The 17,212-nt window shown below is 59.5% G+C and carries 14 protein-coding genes; 11 read left to right on the top strand and 3 right to left on the bottom strand.

Features of this window, described 5'->3' with window-relative positions; genetic code table 11:
• Nucleotides 1–66: 66 nt before the first annotated feature.
• The 6 genes from MHY22_RS05210 to ald all read left to right on the top strand — a co-directional run bounded on the left by MHY22_RS05210 (nt 67) and on the right by ald (nt 7,203).
• Nucleotides 67–2,118, top strand: coding sequence for a cytochrome c oxidase assembly protein (locus MHY22_RS05210; protein WP_225746518.1), 2,052 nt, complete (start codon nt 67–69; stop codon nt 2,116–2,118).
• 182 nt (nt 2,119–2,300) lie between these two features.
• Nucleotides 2,301–2,942 carry a single-stranded DNA-binding protein gene (locus tag MHY22_RS05205; RefSeq protein ID WP_225746519.1) on the top strand — a complete coding sequence of 214 codons (642 nt, stop codon included), beginning with the start codon at nt 2,301–2,303 and terminating at the stop codon, nt 2,940–2,942.
• A 119-nt stretch (nt 2,943–3,061) separates the two neighbouring features.
• Nucleotides 3,062–4,732: an energy-dependent translational throttle protein EttA gene (gene ettA, locus MHY22_RS05200; RefSeq protein ID WP_225746520.1), complete on the top strand. Its 1,671-nt coding sequence runs from the start codon at nt 3,062–3,064 to the stop codon at nt 4,730–4,732.
• 25 nt (nt 4,733–4,757) lie between these two features.
• Nucleotides 4,758–5,174, top strand: a complete 417-nt coding sequence (locus tag MHY22_RS05195; protein ID WP_225746521.1) for a thioesterase family protein — start codon at nt 4,758–4,760, stop codon at nt 5,172–5,174.
• A 42-nt stretch (nt 5,175–5,216) separates the two neighbouring features.
• Nucleotides 5,217–5,855: a hypothetical protein gene (locus tag MHY22_RS05190; protein ID WP_239278355.1), complete on the top strand. Its 639-nt coding sequence runs from the start codon at nt 5,217–5,219 to the stop codon at nt 5,853–5,855.
• Nucleotides 5,856–6,111: 256 nt separating this feature from the next.
• Complete coding sequence (gene ald / locus MHY22_RS05185) at nt 6,112–7,203, top strand: alanine dehydrogenase (protein ID WP_239278354.1); 1,092 nt, start codon at nt 6,112–6,114, stop codon at nt 7,201–7,203.
• A 100-nt stretch (nt 7,204–7,303) separates the two neighbouring features.
• On the opposite strand, the gene MHY22_RS05180 is transcribed toward ald, so the two are convergent.
• Both MHY22_RS05180 and MHY22_RS05175 read right to left on the bottom strand, forming a co-directional pair.
• Nucleotides 7,304–7,687, bottom strand: coding sequence for a globin (locus MHY22_RS05180; RefSeq protein WP_239278353.1), 384 nt, complete (start codon nt 7,685–7,687; stop codon nt 7,304–7,306).
• Nucleotides 7,688–8,698: a mechanosensitive ion channel family protein gene (locus MHY22_RS05175; RefSeq protein WP_239278351.1), complete on the bottom strand. Its 1,011-nt coding sequence runs from the start codon at nt 8,696–8,698 to the stop codon at nt 7,688–7,690.
• A 144-nt stretch (nt 8,699–8,842) separates the two neighbouring features.
• On the opposite strand from MHY22_RS05175, the gene MHY22_RS05170 reads away from it, so the two are divergent.
• A complete protein-coding gene (locus tag MHY22_RS05170) occupies nt 8,843–10,000 on the top strand; it encodes a cystathionine gamma-synthase (protein ID WP_239278349.1) in 1,158 nt (385 codons plus the stop codon).
• Between the two features lie 35 nt (nt 10,001–10,035).
• On the opposite strand, the gene MHY22_RS05165 is transcribed toward MHY22_RS05170, so the two are convergent.
• On the bottom strand, nt 10,036–11,904 hold the full coding sequence (locus tag MHY22_RS05165) for an FAD/NAD(P)-binding protein (protein ID WP_239278348.1): 1,869 nt from the start codon (nt 11,902–11,904) through the stop codon (nt 10,036–10,038).
• Between the two features lie 202 nt (nt 11,905–12,106).
• On the opposite strand from MHY22_RS05165, the gene MHY22_RS05160 reads away from it, so the two are divergent.
• The 4 genes from MHY22_RS05160 to MHY22_RS05145 are packed head-to-tail and all read left to right on the top strand — an operon-like array spanning nt 12,107 to nt 17,210.
• A complete protein-coding gene (locus MHY22_RS05160) occupies nt 12,107–13,762 on the top strand; it encodes a TIGR04028 family ABC transporter substrate-binding protein (RefSeq protein ID WP_239278346.1) in 1,656 nt (551 codons plus the stop codon).
• Between the two features lie 3 nt (nt 13,763–13,765).
• A complete protein-coding gene (locus MHY22_RS05155; RefSeq protein WP_239278345.1) occupies nt 13,766–14,779 on the top strand; it encodes an ABC transporter permease in 1,014 nt (337 codons plus the stop codon).
• Complete coding sequence (locus MHY22_RS05150; protein ID WP_005324024.1) at nt 14,776–15,588, top strand: ABC transporter permease; 813 nt, start codon at nt 14,776–14,778, stop codon at nt 15,586–15,588. The genes MHY22_RS05155 and MHY22_RS05150 overlap by 4 nt, the downstream gene beginning before the upstream one ends.
• Nucleotides 15,588–17,210: an ABC transporter ATP-binding protein gene (locus tag MHY22_RS05145; RefSeq protein ID WP_239278343.1), complete on the top strand. Its 1,623-nt coding sequence runs from the start codon at nt 15,588–15,590 to the stop codon at nt 17,208–17,210. The genes MHY22_RS05150 and MHY22_RS05145 overlap by 1 nt, the downstream gene beginning before the upstream one ends.
• Nucleotides 17,211–17,212: the final 2 nt, after the last annotated feature.

The following is a 17,212-nucleotide window of genomic DNA, read 5'->3' as shown; positions in this document are numbered from 1 at the left end:
AAGGTCCATGATGGCACATGTAAAGACAAAATGGGTGTTATGTGAGTAACTAGGTCGCGCTATACAATGCGCACTATGGCGAATGAGCAGGTTAACAGTGTGAACGCGGCGGGTAAGAAGCCCCGCCCTTCCTGGGGAATTTATATCGCAGCGATGCTTATTGCCGGCCTGATTGCCGGTTTTATTTCGCTGTTCCTTTTAGCCGATTCCCTGGCGGCCCTGGGTATCCCGGATCCCGGTCGCATAACTACCTTTGGCCTGCCACTTTTTCGTGGCATGGCGTGGGTGCTTATGGCTTTGTCCGTGGGCTCATTTTTGGCCTCGTCGTTCCTCATTGCACCGCGCGGGGACAATGCCACGCTTATCGATGCCCCCTTGTCCGTCGACGGCCACATCGCCGCGCGCACCGGTACGTGGGCTTCCTTTGGTGTGGCGGCCGTGGGTCTCGTGGAAATTCCACTCATTATGTCCGACCTCACCGGCGCGCCCTTTTCCCAGGTATTCGAGCCTTCCATCATGAAAATGGCGCTGACGGAAATTTCCACCACCATCGTGTGGGCAATCTCCGTACTCATCGCTCTCGTAGTGGGCATTCTCGGTCTCGTGGGCCGCGGCTGGTCCATGCAGCCGGTCCTGCTTTTCTTGTCCATAATGCAGGTCGTACCAATTGGCATGGAAGGCCACTCCGCGGCGGGCGGCGACCATGATTACGGCACCAATTCGCTCCTGTGGCATTTGGTCTTTGTCATGCTTTGGGTAGGCGGGCTTATGGCGCTTATCGCCCATGGTCGGCGCCTTGGCCCCAACCTCGCCTTTGCGGTGAAGCGCTACTCCGGCATCGCCTTTATGGCCATTGTGGTGCTTGCTGTTTCGGGCTTGATTAACACGCTCATCCGCATGAATGTCTCCGATCTGGTGGATTCTGCGTACGGAATCATTCTGATTACCAAGTTCGTGCTGACGATTTTGCTGGGCATTTTCGGCCTTGCTCACCGCGAGCTCACCATCCCGCAGCTGGGCAAGAATCCGCGCCTTTTCCTTCGTATTGCCATCGTGGAAGTAGCGGTCATGGCCGCCACTATTGGCGTAGCCATCACGCTGGGCCGCACTGTGCCCCCGGCGCCGCGGGATCCCAACCTCAACTCGATGCAGATTCTGATGGGATATGAGCTGTTTGAAAAGCCCACGGTGCTCAACGTGTGGACCATGTTCCGCTTTGACATCATGTTTGGCACCATTGGCCTGCTTTTGGCTGCGGCCTATGGTTACTGCGTCTACCGCGTACACAAGCGTGGCCTGACCTGGAGCAAGGGGCGTACTGCGTGGTTTATGTGCGGTGCGCTGGGCCTGACCCTTGTGATGTCCACCGGCCTAGGCCTGTATATGCCGGCGATGTATTCCATGCACATGTTGGTGCACATGATTTTGTCGATGGCAATACCGCTCCTGCTCGTCCTGGGTGCGCCATTGACCCTGCTCATGGAGGCCTTTGAGGCGGGACCGAAGGGAAAGCCCAGCCTGCACGACTATGCGCTGGCGGCCACCCAGTCCAAGATCGTCGCGTTTATTACCAATCCGTTTGTCAACCTCGTGCAGTACCTATTTTTCCTCTACGTGCTGTATTTGTTCCCGGGCCTGTATCAATTCGCTATCTCCGAGCACGCCGGCCACCTCATTATGAACTTCACGTTCATCATCTCCGGCTGCTTCTACTTCTGGGAAATCATCGGGCCGGATCCGCTTCCCAAGCGCCACTCCACCCCGTTCCGATTGGCCGTGTTGTTCCTTTCCATGCCATTCCACCTCTTTGCCGGCGTGTACCTGATGCAGCTGCAAAGTGTGTTGGGTGCAGACTTCTACCAGTATTTGGAGCTGCCCTGGGATCAGGATCTGCTCCAAGATCAACGCGTGGGCGGCGGCATCGCGTGGGGCTTTGGTCAATTCCCGCTGGTTATTGTCTTTGGCAAGCTCTTCCTGGATTGGCTCAGCGATGATCGTGCTACCGCCCGCCGCCACGATATGCAAGCGGATGCGGACGATGATGCCGAACTGGAACGCTATAACGCGATGCTGCAGGATATGGGCCACGGCGATGAATCGAGCTTCCGCGGGCGCTAGCCTGTGGATAACCGGCCCAAAATCGCCCCCAAACCCGAGTTTTGCTGACGGGTACAACAAGTTATTCACAGGGTAGTGGTCGCCGGCATGGTGTGGCTTGCGCGCCGGTATCAGGATGTGGAAGCGAGCGAGGAAAACCGAACTCGCCTATCCAACTATCCAGCAAAGGATTTTCTAGCACCATGTCCCAATACCCAATTACCTTGACCGGTCGCCTTACTCGCGATCCCATCCTGACCAAGACTTCAACTGGGGCCTATAAGGCCAAACTGCGCGTAGCTTCCTCGCGCCGAATTCCGGACCGTCAGGTCGATGCCGGCGCCAATGATCCGGAAGGACACAACTCCAAGGCCCCGCAGTGGCGCGACGTAGACCACCTCTACATCGATGTCGAAATGTGGAATCAATTCGCCATCAATGTGCGCAAATCCCTGGCTAAAGGCATGCCGCTGGTCATCGTGGGCTCCTTAGTGACAGAACAATGGCGCGATGACCAGGGCACCGATCACTTCCGCACATTCATTAAGGCGCAGTATGTGGGCCTGGATCTGAACCGCCACGTTATCGGTACGAAGCGGCTCGCTCCGCAGTACAACCAGGAAAATATTGCGGTCCCAGAACTGGGGGACAATGCCATCGAACCGGACGTGGACCACAGCCTGCCGCCGCAGCAGGCGGGGCAGGGAGATACCGCTGCCGATACCGCAGCGGACCGCTATCTAGCCGAACGATCCGCACCTGGACGCGGTGGGGAAGAAGATACTTTCGACGTCGAAGTGGAAGAGGAGGCTGCCGAGGCAGAATCCGCCCCAGTAAACGCTTAAGCGTTTCCTCCCCGGCTTGATCGCCTCGGGTGTACCTGACCCGAGGCACTTGGGCGGTGGTTCTGATGTAGTGTTTGTGTAGATAAATACGTCTCCCAAATTTTTGCAAAGGGGTAAAAGTGGGCGAATTCATCTACACGATGAAAAACGTGCGCAAGGCAATTGGCGATAAAGTCATCCTTGACGATGTAACAATGGCGTTCTACCCAGGTGCCAAGATTGGTGTGGTCGGCCCTAACGGTGCCGGTAAGTCCTCCATTCTGAAGATTATGGCCGGCCTGGACCAGCCTTCCAATGGCGAGGCTTTCCTGGATCCGGGTGCCACCGTGGGCATCCTGCAGCAGGAGCCGCCACTCAATGACGAGAAGACCGTGCGCGGAAACGTCGAAGAGGGCTTGGGCGATATCTTTGAAAAGAAGCAGCGCTTCGAGCAGATCGCCGAGGAAATGGCCACCAACTACAGCGATGAGCTCATGGAAGAGATGGGCAAGCTGCAAGAAGAGCTGGACGCCGCCGATGCTTGGGAGGTTGATTCCAAGATCGAGCAGGCCATGGAAGCTTTGCGCTGCCCGCCTTCCGACGCCCCAGTGACCAACCTTTCTGGTGGCGAGCGCCGTCGTGTAGCGCTGGCTAAGCTCCTGCTCACCGAGCCGGACCTGCTGCTGCTCGACGAGCCTACGAACCACCTGGACGCCGAGTCCGTGCAGTGGTTGGAAAAGCACTTGGCCGATTACCCGGGTGCTGTCTTGGCCGTGACCCACGACCGTTACTTCTTGGACCACGTCGCGGGCTGGATTTGTGAGGTTGACCGCGGCAAGCTCTACCCGTATGAGGGTAACTACTCCACCTACCTGGATAAGAAGCAGGAGCGCCTGGAAGTTGCTGGCAAGAAGGACGCGAAGCTGCGCAAGCGTCTGAAGGACGAGCTGGAGTGGGTACGCTCCGGTGCGAAGGCTCGCCAAGCCAAAAACAAGGCTCGTCTGGAACGCTACGAGGAAATGGCTGCAGAGGCCGAGAAGTACAAGAAGCTCGACTTCGAAGAGATCCAGATTCCAACCCCGCCGCGCCTGGGCAATAAGGTCGTGGAGGTCAAGGACTTGCAGAAGGGCTTTGATGGCCGCACCTTGATTAAGGGCCTCTCCTTCACCCTGCCGCGCAACGGCATCGTGGGCGTTATCGGCCCGAACGGCGTGGGTAAGACCACCCTGTTTAAGACCATCGTTGGCCTGGAGCAGCCGGATTCCGGTTCCGTCGAGGTGGGCGATACCGTCAAGCTGTCCTACGTGGACCAGAACCGTGAGAATATCGACCCCGAGGCAACCGTGTGGGAGGTCGTCTCCGGCGGTCTAGACTACATCCACGTGGGCCAGAACGAGATGCCTTCGCGTGCCTACCTGTCCGCCTTCGGCTTCAAGGGCCCGGATCAGCAAAAGCCGTCCAAGGTGCTCTCCGGTGGTGAACGCAACCGCTTGAACCTGGCTCTGACCCTGAAGGAAGGCGGCAACCTGATCCTCCTTGACGAGCCGACCAACGACTTGGATGTGGAAACCCTCGGCTCGCTGGAAAACGCGCTGGAGAAGTTCCCGGGTTGTGCCGTGGTCATTTCCCACGACCGTTGGTTCCTGGACCGCACCTGTACCCACATCCTGGCCTGGGAGGGCAATGTGGAAGAAGGCCAGTGGTTCTGGTTTGAGGGTAACTTCGGCGACTATGAGAAGAATAAGGTCGACCGCCTCGGTGAAGAGGCAGCTCGTCCTTCTCGCGTGACCCACCGCAAGCTGACCCGCTAAGTAGCTGAAGCCTTTATTGAGGAGAATGATGGCAACCCCAAGTGTGCACACGTATCGTATTCAAACCCGCTGGTCGGACTTTGATATGTACGGCCACATGATGAACGCAAACTACATCGAGCTCGCCCAGGAAGCGCGCTTGGCCTTTGCGAAGGAGCATATCTATTCCAAGGGCCTTGACTTCATCGCATTCGTGCGCCACCTCGATGTGGACTTCCTTCGCCCGATGGAGTTTAAGGACACCACTACGGTGGAGGTAGAAACTACCATTTCGCAGATTGGCACGACCTCGTTTACCACTACCCAGCAGGTCAAGGATGACCAAGGGGAAGTCGCGGCAACTGTGGAGTGCGTGCAGGTAGTCATCGACCGTCAGCAGCAGACTCCTCGTCCGCTGACGGACCAGGAAAAGGATATTCTGCAAAATACCGCCGCTAACTAGCAGCGGAGCAGAGCACAGATTAGAAAGGCAGGGCCCGAAGGTATGGTCACCGAGACTCTAGAAATTGGAAGCGGTGGACCTGGCCTTCGGGCCCTTGTCACGCGCGCAGTTGGCTTGGACGCGGGTGCTTCGGTGCGGCTGCGCCAGCTGACTGACGACGTCGTCGATGTCTTTGTCACCACCCCTTTCGAGGTGGTTGCCTCCCGTCGCGTGCAGGGCGTCGTTTCCCGCGATGGGGCAGTGGTTTCTGCTGCCACCCTTGCCGAGCATCTCAAAGAGCATGAATCTAGCGGCACGTTAGATTTGGGTCCAGCCCGCGATCCATCCTGGCCGGGAGCCTTGCCGCCGGCGACTGGCTACAGTGTGGTCGATACCTTGCCGGTCACCGTTGTTCGTGAACTTTCCGATAAAGGTCAGCAAATGACCCGGCAATTTTCTGGCCCCATGGGCCCGCCGTCCAGCCTCTTGAATCAAACCGTCGTTACCGTAGAAAGCGATGGCGCCACGGTGGAAATTCCCATGCGCATGATTTTTGCCTGCACCAATCTGGGCCTTATTCCTGGATTTTCCGCCCCGATGGACGTGCCACGCCACTTGCGCGTGGCTCAGCTGGGCCGCTGGGTGCGTCTCGACGCCCCCTTCGGCAGCATTTATCGGTCCACCCGCCTCTCGCTGTTTTAAGCCCATCCATCTACCGCAAGACTCGGCGAGGGCCTCCTCCTCGGAGAACATGGACCCCCAAAAGCGGTCCACCTTTGGGAGGGTGAGGAGTGGTGCTTATCTCGCAAAACACTCGTCTAGCAGGACAATAACGGTAGTCATATAGGTTCGTGCTTTTTCGGCTATGTGAGTTTTAGATTAGACACCCAGCTAAACGTGTGCTGCGTTACTCTAGAAATGTAAAAGTAATTTCCTGCACCTACAAGGAGACGGTGTAATGCGTATTGCGGTACCAAAAGAAATCATGAATAACGAGAACCGCGTGGCTCTCACCCCTATGGGAGCGCAAACCCTCGTTGCTGATGGCCATGAAGTGTTCGTTGAAACCGGTGCCGGTGAAGGCGCATCCTTCCCCGATTCTGCCTACAAGGATGCCGGTGCCACAATTGTGGACTCAGCGGAAGAGACGTGGTCGCAAGCGGAACTGCTGCTCAAAGTCAAGGAGCCACTCGAGTCCGAGTACAAGTACCTACGCTCGGACCTTACCGTCTTTACCTACCTTCACCTCGCTGCGGACCGCCCGCTGGCGGAGGCACTGGTCGAGGCCAATACCACCTCGATTGCCTATGAAACGGTCACCGACCGCCACGGTACTTTGCCGCTGCTGACTCCAATGTCCCAGGTGGCTGGTCGCCTTGCCGTTATCGAAGGCACCCACCACCTGCTGTCCACCCAGGGCGGCCGCGGTTTGCTGGTCTCTGGCGTTCCGGGCACCCAGCCGGCACGCGTCGTCGTGATCGGCGGCGGCCAAGTTGGTGCCTCCGCCGTTGCGATGGCCCACGGCCTGCGCGCCGAAGTCACCGTGCTGGACCTTGATCCACACGTCTTGCAGCGCTTCGATGACCAGTACGCCGGTGGCGTGCGCACTCTGATCTCGGATCCGGCCACCATCGAAAAGGAGCTACAGGAAGCCGACCTCGTCATCGGTGCCGTGCTCATTCCAGGTTCCGCTGCGCCGAAACTGGTGCGCGAGGAGACCGTGAAGAAGATGAAGAAGGGCGCTGTTCTCGTGGACGTGGCCATCGACCAGGGCGGTTGCTTCGAAAACTCGAAGAAGACCTCCCACGATGATCCCACCTTTAAGGTGCACGACACCTTGTTCTACTGCGTGGCTAATATGCCAGGCGCGGTGGCTAATACCTCGACCCGCGCGCTATCGTCTGCGACGCTGCCGTATATCCGCGCGGTAGCCAAGGACAACTTGGATGCCGCCATCAAGCGCTTCCCAGGCCTAGAAGGCGGCGTGATGACCCGAGGCGGTCGTCTGGTGTCCGAGCCTGTGCGCAAGGCCTTTGACTGGGAAGACTAAGCATCGGGTCTTCATAGTGTGGGCTAGATAAACCACAAGCCCGGTTCCTCGCTAAATAGCGGGGGCCGGGCTTGTCTCGTGCGCGGGGAAGACGGTGCGGTTATGGTGCCTTGTTGATCATCATGGCGGCCACGTGCTGCATGTGATCCCAGATCATCTCGCGGTAGGCGGGTGGGATGGTTTCCTCGTCTATGTCCGCGAGGGAATTGCCCATGAGTTCTAGCCACCGGTCGTGCGCCGTGATATCGATGGGGTAGGGGGCGTGGCGCATGCGCAGGCGCGGGTGCCCACGGTTTTCAGAAAATAGCTGCGGGCCGCCCCAGTATTGCGCCAAGAACCAGGTAAGGCGCTGTTCTGCGCCTTCCCAGTCGTTATCGGGGTACATCGGGCCAATGACATCGTCCTCTTTGACCTGGGAATAAAAGCCGTGGACGAGGCGCTCAAAGGTCTCCATGCCACCGATGGCCTCATAAACAGAATCCATTTACGCTTCTTCTTCCTTGCGGGGATCGGTAATGCCGATGCCGTGTGGGTAGGGCGTGGTAATACCTTTAGTGTGCATGACATTGAGCACGCGCGATTGTAGGAAACGCTGAACGTCCCACTGCTTGCCCGGCAAGGTCTTGGTCGAGACGCGGAAGGAAACATAATCCGGCTCAAAGCCAGACATGCCGTCCACACGGGGCGTGCTGAGGATGAGCTTGCGCACCTTATCGTCCTGTGCGGCTTCTTTCACTGCGTCCTCAATGACTTCGCCAGCAACCTCTGGGTCATTAGAAAGGCCTACCGGAATCTGGATGCGGGCAACGGAGTACTCATCGGAGTGGTTGGCCACCTGGAGAATTTCACCGTTGCGCACGTACCACAGGGCACCATCGATATCGCGGACCGTGGTGATGCGCAGGGAGATGGACTCGACATCGCCAAAGACGCCATTGCCCAAATCAACCACGTCACCAATGCCGTACTGGTCCTCAATGAGCATGAAGATGCCAGAAAGGAAGTCCTTCACCAGCGCCTGTGCGCCAAAGCCGAGGGCGACACCGATGACACCGGCGGAGGCGATAAGCGGTGCTACGTTGACCTCTAACTCGTCCAGGATGGCAATAACGGCCCACACCCAGACGAAGATGGCGGCGGCGGAACGGGCTACGCCGGCAAGTGTCTTGATGCGGGAGGCGCGCCGGGTCTCGCGGGTTTGGCGCATGGCCTCTTCTTGTTGGCTGAGCTCGGGGCGATTGGCGCGGCCCTTGAATTTCCCGCGCAGGCGCTGCTTATCTAGCCCGGAGGACTTGATGCTATTTTCGGCCACTTTGTTGATAACTCGGTGGAGGAGCCAGTGGGCGATAATGGCCAGGATAAGGATGATAGCGATGCGAATCGGGCGCTCGATAAGCCAGCTTTGTACCTTCTCGTCATTCCAAAAATTGGACACGGACTCGATGGCCGAGTCCGTGGTGGAAGCGGCGGATGCTAAGAATTGCGTATTCATCATTCTTTCTTAGTCGAGGACAAAATGAACTGCGCCCATTGTAAGGGCAGAGGCTGAAAGTGCGATGAGTCGTGGGTGTCTGAGAGTGTGAAAATAAATACCCATCTCTCGGTTGGAAATGAACAGCTTGGTCTAGACTGTGGTGCTATGACTGAACGCAGCACGCAGAACCTCGCTCAAGGCTTTACGTCCCGTTCCATCCATGGCGGCTATCACCCGGATCCGCACATGGGCTCTATCAACGTGCCGATCTATGCCTCGACCACGTTTGCGCAAGACGGCTTGGCGCAGCTGCGCGGCGGATTCGAATACGGCCGTGTGGCCAATCCGACCGTGCGCTCGCTCGAGCGCACCCTAGCGGCATTGGAGGGCGCGGAGTATGCGCGCGTGTTTTCTTCCGGCATGGCCGCCGCCGATACGCTGATCCGCATCTTGGTGCGCCCAGGAGATCACGTCATTTTGGGCAATGACGCCTACGGTGGTTCCTACCGCCTGCTCAATGATTTCACCGAGTGGGGCGTGGAGATGTCCATCGTGAACACCAGCGATACCGCAGCGGTTGCCGCCGCGGTCCAAGAGAATACCAAGCTCATCTGGCTGGAAACGCCCACTAATCCGGCGCTAAATATCACCGATATTGCCGCGGTGGCCAAGATTAAGGGGAATGCGCAGGTGCTGGTGGACAATACTTTTGCCACGCCCTACCTGCAGAACCCCCTGGAACTCGGCGCCGACCACGTGCTGCACTCGACCACCAAGTACCTGGGCGGGCATTCCGATGTACTAGGTGGCGCGGTAGTTACTAATGACGCCCACGTGGACGAGCGCCTGCTCTACTTCCAGGGCAATGTGGGCGCGGTGAGCTCGCCTTTCGACGCCTACTTAACCGCCCGTGGCGTCAAGACGCTGTCGGTGCGTATGGACCGCCATTGCGCGAATGCGCAGCGAGTAGCGGAATTCTTGCAGGCGCGACCCGAGGTCAAGCAGGTGCTCTACCCAGGGCTCAAGGAGCACCCGGGGCATGCGCTGGCAGCACAGCAGATGCGTGGCTTCGGCGGCATGATGTCCGTGCGCTTCCACAGTGCGGAGCATGCCAAGCAGATCTGCCTCAATACGCGGCTTATCTGCCTGGCAGAATCGCTGGGCGGAGTGGAATCGCTCATCGAGCATCCGAAGAATATGACGCACGTATCCGCGGAAGGGTCCGAGCTGGTGCCGCCGGAGGATCTGGTGCGCGTCTCCATCGGTATCGAAGACATCGATGACCTGCTCGCGGACTTGGAGCAGGCCCTCGACGCTCTATAGGCCGCGGCACTGGTCCCATAGCGCAGGTGCCGTGGCTAGGAGCGCACCACGGCAAGAAGGGAACCGGCAGCCTTGTCGGTTTCTTGCAGCATGAGCGGGTCCGTGCCCGGCATGGGGGAAATGGTGGTGTCCGGCCACTGGGAATAGGTGGGGATGCCCACGATGTGCAGGCGCGCATCCAACTCGCCGTCCGGATGAACGGTGCGGCGGGTGGCCCCATCCGTTTCCGGCGAACCGGTGGGCTGGCCGTGATCGGGGAAGGGGCGCACGCGGGCGGAATCCACCAAGCAGCGCGTCATGGCATCGCCGGCGGTGCGGATGTCGGGGCGGTGCATAAAGGCGTCGACAAGCGTGGACGCCGAAGCCGAGCGCGGGCCGGAGGTCAAGGTGAAGTGATCGGCCTCGATGGACACGGTGGGGTGATCGCCTAAGAAGTGGGCCAGGCCGGCGTCGACAAGCGCGAGCAACTGGCGCACGCGGAAGAGCGGCGGGCCGGAGCCGATCATCTGGCCAAAGGACATGACCTGGCCGTAGCGGCCGGTGCGGGACTCGCGGGTGTAGCGGCCCTCTGCGCCGAGGATGGAGGCCGGCTTGCGCGATTGCGAAAGCGACCACAGCGCGGCCTTGATGGGGGAGTCATGGCCGGCGGCGGCCTCCCGGATATCGCCTTCCATGGACTGGGCAATGTGCTCGGTGAGCTCAGCGATGTCCCCGGTAAACCCGGCAATCTGGTACATGAGATCGTTCATGTCCCATGGCTCGGTGACCATGGGCGCAATGGCCGCGCCCAGCTCATCGGGGGCGGTGGCATCGATGGCCTCGAGAATCTCTGCGCGCGGGCGCAGGAGGGAATCCGGGCGCACGCGCTCCAAGGTGGTGATATAGGCCTCGTAGCTATCGCGCGCGATGGCAGGCCAGACCTGGGCGTCAAAGTCGATGTCCTGGGTGCCACTGAGCTCCGCAATGACATTTTTCAGGCGGCGGCGCGGCATGGTAGGCGGCAGCTCGCCGTACTCGGACTTGGGGTGGTAGGGGTAGCCGCGGCCGGAGGAAATAATGAAGTTGGGCTCCTGGCCGCAAGGCTCATAGCGCAGGCCGGAGCGCGCGGAAGGGTCCTCCACGAATGTGCCGCCGCGCTCGATGGTGGTCAGCGCCATGATGTCATAAAAGCCCATGCCCAGACCGCGCACCAGCACGTCCTCGCCGCCCGGAATGGCGGCGTAGTCCTGCTCTACCGGGTTATTAGGGGCGATCCAGTTCAAGCCGGAAGCGGCCAACTGCTTTTCTTGCTCGTTGTATTCCGGAATCATCCAGCCATAGGCCAGCACCGTGGCATCGGCGCGCACCTCGGAGCCATCGGCCAGGTGGAGGACGTCTATGCCCTCGTCCTCAGTGATGGTCTCCAACCTGCTGAAGCGATTTACGGTGGAAATGCTCTTGGGTAGCCGCGCAATGACCACGTCATAGACCCAGCGCAGGTATTCGCCATACAGTGCGCGCGAAGGGTTGGATTCGGGACGGGTAGCCGCGAGCTCTTCGCGGTAGTCCTGGGCAATATGTGCGGCCGGTGGATGCTGCTCAAAAAGCTCGCGCTTGGCTGCGGAGATATTCTCGCCATCGCCGCGCAACAGCTGAATCCACTCGTATTGAATGGGCCCCTCGAGCACAGGGGCATCAACGGTGGAGCCGGGCTCGGTAAAGAGGGTGACCGCCCCGGCGCGAGTATTCATGCACAGGGTCTTGGTTTGGTCCGTTTCCCAGATGCGGCCGGCGCCATGCTGGGCATCATCGATGAGGTGGACGGTAATGGGGTCGCTGGAATCGTCCATGCGGGCGGAGAGGCGTTCCAAGATGGAAATGCCGCGCGGGCCCATTCCGACGATCGCGATTGCTGGAGTAGACATACCTCCTATCGTGCCACATTCAGGCCCTTTCAGGATCATTGGACCTGGCAGTAAGAGCAAAATAGACCTTTCAGTCTACCGTGATCATTTTGTTAAGCCGTTTTGGCAGGTAATACGGTAGACCGTCCGGTCTTGTAATTGGGGGTATGAGTGTGGTCTAATGGGCGAGTACTACTTAAGACTTAAAGGAACTCGAGCTTTTATGAAGCAACTTTCTCGGCTCCTGCGGCCCGTGGCCGCGGTCCTGGCCAGCGGCGCGCTAGCTCTCTCGCTTACCTCGTGCGCCTCTACTTCCCACGCCGCGGAAGATGGCATGGTCACCTATGTCGAGCCCAATATGTTCAACAACCTCTATCCACCCTCCGGCGGCTATTACCCCAACGGTGGTGTGCTCAATAACATCACGGACCGCCTGCTCTGGCAGGACCCGGATACCCTCGAGCTGCACCCGTGGATTGCGGAGGAGATGCCCAAGGCAAACAAGGACAACACCGAATTCACCTTCAAGATTCGCAAGGGCGTGACCTACTCTGATGGCTCCCGCCTAGATGCCGCGAACGTGAAGAAGAACTATGACCTTTATGCCCTAGGCGACGAAGATCGCATGCTCACTCCATCGGAGCAGCTGCCCAACTATGAAAAGTCCGAGGTCATCGATGACTACACGGTGAAGTTCTACTTCAGCGAGCCTTCCCCAGGCTTCCCGCAGTCCACCTCCGTGATGAACCAGGGCTTGCTTTCTAATGCCACCCTGGATTTGGATGACACCGGCTTCGCGCCGGGCAATGCCACCGCGATTTCCGGTTCTGGCCCCTTCGTGATTGAGGAAGAAGAGCTGGGCACCAAGCTGGTGCTCAAGAAGCGCGAGGATTATGACTGGGCGCCTCCGGCCCGCAAGGACCACCAGGGCCCGGCCGATATTGAGGGCATCAATATCGTGCTCGCGGCCGAAGACTCCGTGCGCGTGGGCTCGCTTGTAGCCGGCCAGTCCGATGTCGCGCGCCAGATCGAAGCTCCCGATGAGAAACACCTGAAGGATCAAAACCTGCAGATTTTCGCCGCCCCCACCCGTGGCGTGAACAATAGCTTCCACTTCCACTTCCGCCATCCACTCTTGGAAGACAAGCGAGTGCGCCAGGCCATCATCCACGCCATTGACCGCGACAACATCCTGGACACTCTCTTTTCTGATTCCTACCCCAAGGGCACATCGATTCTGGCCAAGACGGCTATTGGCTATAAGGATCAGTCCGCGAACTATGCCTTCGATCCAGAAGAATCCAAGCGCCTGCTCGATGAGGCCGGCTGGCGCCCAGGTGAAGAGGGCATTCGCGAAAAGGACGGCAAGCGCCTGTCCGTGACCTTCAATGAAGCCGTCCCACAGCCGCGCTCTAAAGAGATGTTCACCAAGGCCCAGGAGATGCTCAAGAACGTCGGCATCGAGGCCAACCTCAACCCAGGCGACCGCTCTGCGCAGCAAAAGGCCATGAAGGACCAAGACACCGTGCAGGTACGCCACACCATGACCGGCCGTGCCAATGTGGACACCTTGGCCACGTGGCTGGATGGCACCGGGCGCAATTCTTTCCTCAACTATGACGAGAAGACCGATAGCTTTGGCGATGAGAAGCTGCAGAAACTGGTGGAGGACTACTTCAACCTCAGCAGTGAAAAGGATCGCCTCGCCATGACCGGCCGCATGCAGGACTATCTGTCCGAACAGGCCTATATCCTGCCCATGTTTGAAGAGCCGCAGGTCTATGGTTTCCAGCCCTATATCGAGGGCTTTAGCACCGAGGCCATTGGCCGTCCGTCGTTCTATGCGGTAGACATCAACCCCACAGAAGGGGAGGACTAAACCATGAGCCTGAAAACTATTGCCCTGCGCATCGGCCAAGCCGTGCTCGTCATCTGGGCAACCTTCACCCTTTCTTTCATCCTCCTAGCAGCACTGCCTGGTGACGCCGTCGCGACCCGCTATGACAACCCCAACTTGGGTCTCAACGCCGAGCAGCTGGCCGCCATCCGCGAGGTTTATGGTGCCGATGAACCGATCGTGAGCCGCTATTTCAGCGCGCTCGGCGGATTCCTCACCGGTGATTTCGGCTTTTCCGTCGCCACCGGTACCACCGTATCGGAAATGCTGGCAGATGCCCTTCCCTCCACACTGGCGCTGGCGGTCTTCGCCTTCCTCGTAGGCGTGGTCTTGGCTTTCGTGGTGGCTATTGTCTCCACCTTTGGCCCATTTTCTTGGCTGCGCAGTTTCTTCCGCAGCTTGCCTTCCGTGATGGTTTCCCTGCCCACCTTTTGGATCGGCATCATTTTGATCCAGATATTCTCCTTTGGCTTGGGCTGGGTGCCGGTCATCGGCGCGAGCGACGCCCAAAACCTCATCCTGCCGGTAATTACCCTGGGTATCTTCGTGGCCGCGCCGCTGGCGCAGGTGCTGCTGCGCTCCATCGATGAGGTCATGGATATGTCCTTCGTGCAGGTCGTGCGCGCCAAGGGTGCTAGCGGCGCCTGGTTGTTGTGGCGCAACGTCTTGCGCAACGCGTTGCTGCCGGCGCTGACCATGGCTGGCCTTACCTTTGGTGAGCTCGTCGGCGGCTCAGTGGTGACGGAAGCGGTCTTCGCCCGCCACGGCATTGGCGCGCTGACCGTGGATGCGGTGGCTAACCGTGATACCTCGGTGCTGCTGGCCATCGTGGTGCTTGCCGCCGCCGTCTTTGTCCTTATCAATCTGATTGTGGACCTGCTCTACCCAGTGCTTGACGTGCGCCTGCGCGAGCGCGAGCACGAGGCTGCACCTAGCTCCGCCACCGCTGCCACCACCGCCGATACCACCGCAACGAACGAGAAGAAGGTCCAAGCATGAAGCTTAAATCCACACAGCTGAAGCTCACCCCGGGCACCATCATCTCGCTGATTGTGCTGGGCCTGGCGGTGCTCTGCGCCCTGTTCCCCCAACTATTTACCTCCCAGGACCCTAACCAGGGCGGGGACACCACGGCGCTCTTGCAACCCAGCTTCCAACACTGGTTCGGCACCGACGCCGTCGGCCGCGATCTCTATACCCGCGTGGTCTATGGCGCGCGCCAATCTCTACTCGGCGCGCTGCTGGCCGTCCTTTTCGGCCTCATCGTCGGCACCATCTTGGGCATCATCGCCGGCGTGCGCCGCGGCTGGGTCGATGCCGTCATCATGCGCATCGTGGACGTGCTGCTGTCCATCCCCGGACTCTTGCTCTCCCTGTCCGTCATCATCGTGCTCGGACACGGCATTTTCAATGCCGCCATCGCCGTAGGTATCACCTCCGTGGCCACCTTTGCGCGCCTTGCACGTTCCCAGGTGCTCAGCGTCGCCGGCTCCGATTTCGTCGAGGCCGCCTATGGCTCCGGCGGTTCTTCCTTCCAGGTGCTCGTGCGCCATATTCTTCCCAATTCACTCACTGCGGTCTTCGCTGTAGCAGCCCTGCAATTTGGCCTGGCCATTTTGCAGCTAGCCACCCTAGGCTTCCTGGGCTATGGCGCACCGCCCCCAACCCCGGAATGGGGCTTGCTCATCTCTGAATCGCGCGATTACATCGCCACGGCCGGCTGGTTGACCATCGCCCCGGGCATTGTCATCGTCGCCGTGGTCCTCGCGGCCAACCACCTCAGCCAGACACTGCGAAAGGCGGCCTAATGTCCCTGCTTAGCATTAGTGATCTATCCATTACCTACCGCACCGCACACGGTGAGGTAGAAGCGGTAAGCGGCATTGAGCTCGAGGTAAAACCTGGCGAGATGACCGCCATCGTGGGCGAGTCCGGTTCCGGCAAGTCCACCTCCGCCATGGCCGCCATTGGCCTGCTGCCAGACAATGCGTCGATCGTTTCTGGCACCATTACTTTCGACGGCCACGACGTTACCCAGTATTCCCAAAAGCAGTGGCGGGAGTTGCGCGGTCGCCGCATTGGTTTGATTCCGCAGGATCCCAATAACTCGCTTAACCCGCTCAAGACTATCGGTGCCTCGGTGGAGGAGGGCATGGCCATCCATGGGCAGGGCGATAAGGCCTCCCGGAAGAAGCGTGCACTGGAGCTTTTGGAGCGCGTGGGCATTGATGATCCGCAGCGCCGCTATCACCAGTACCCGCATGAGCTTTCCGGCGGCATGAAGCAGCGCGTGCTCATTGCCGCGGCCGTGGCATTGGAGCCGGAGCTCATCATCGCCGATGAGCCTACCTCCGCGCTCGATGTCACCGTGCAGAAGATCATCCTGGACCTCCTGGATGAGATGCGCGAAGAGCTCACCATGGGCATCCTTTTCATTACCCATGATCTGGCCGTAGCAGGCGACCGTGCCAATAACATCGTGGTGATGGAAAAGGGCACCGTCCGCGAGTCGGGCGTTGCTGCTCGCGTCCTCACCGATCCCCAGCATGCCTACTCCAAGCGCCTGCTTGCCGACGCCCCCTCGCTCACCGCCCCCACTTCCTCCCAGGCCGCAGCTCCTGTGCGGACCGCCGCGCCCGCGCAACACGAAATCTTGCTCGAGGTGGAAGGGCTGAGCCAACGCTTCGGGGATTTCACCGCGGTGGAAGACATCAACTTTTCCGTGGCCCGCGGCACCACCCATGCATTGGTGGGGGAGTCTGGCTCCGGTAAGACAACCACCGGCCGAGCCATTTCCTTGTTGAGCACGCCCACCTCCGGCAGCATTCGCTTGGGCGGGGAAGACATTAGCTCTGCCCGTGGCAAGCGTCGTCGCGAGCTGCGCCGTTCCATCCAGATGGTCTACCAAAATCCTTTTGGCTCGCTGGATCCGCGCTTGAGCATTGGCGATACTATCGCCGAACCGGTGCGCAATTTCACCGGCGCTTCCAAGCGCGATGCGCGTGCCAAAGCACGCGAGTTTCTTGATTTGGTGGCCTTGGATTCTTCCATGGCTTCCCGCCGTCCCCGCGAGCTCTCCGGTGGCCAGCGTCAGCGCGTGGCCATTGCCCGCGCCATGATCATTGAGCCCGATCTCGTGGTGCTCGATGAGGCCGTGTCCGCGCTCGACGTCACCGTGCAGGCGCAGATCCTGCGCTTGCTCGACGAGCTACAGCGCGAGCTGGAGCTTACCTATATCTTCATCTCCCACGACCTGGCGGTAGTCAACCAAATCTCCGATACTGTTTCCGTGCTCTCGCACGGCACGCAAGTGGAATCCGGACCTACCGCGCAGGTCTTTGCGCATCCGGAAACCGAGTACACGCGCCAGCTAATTGACGCCATCCCAGGCTCCCGCTATCGTGCCGGAGACCTAAACTTGGGGCTATAACC

This window comes from Corynebacterium sp. ACRPO, from assembly GCF_022347205.1.
Lineage (GTDB): Bacteria > Actinomycetota > Actinomycetes > Mycobacteriales > Mycobacteriaceae > Corynebacterium.
The sequence above is the reverse complement of the archived record's forward strand: the minus strand, read 5'-3'. Positions and strand labels throughout refer to the sequence as shown.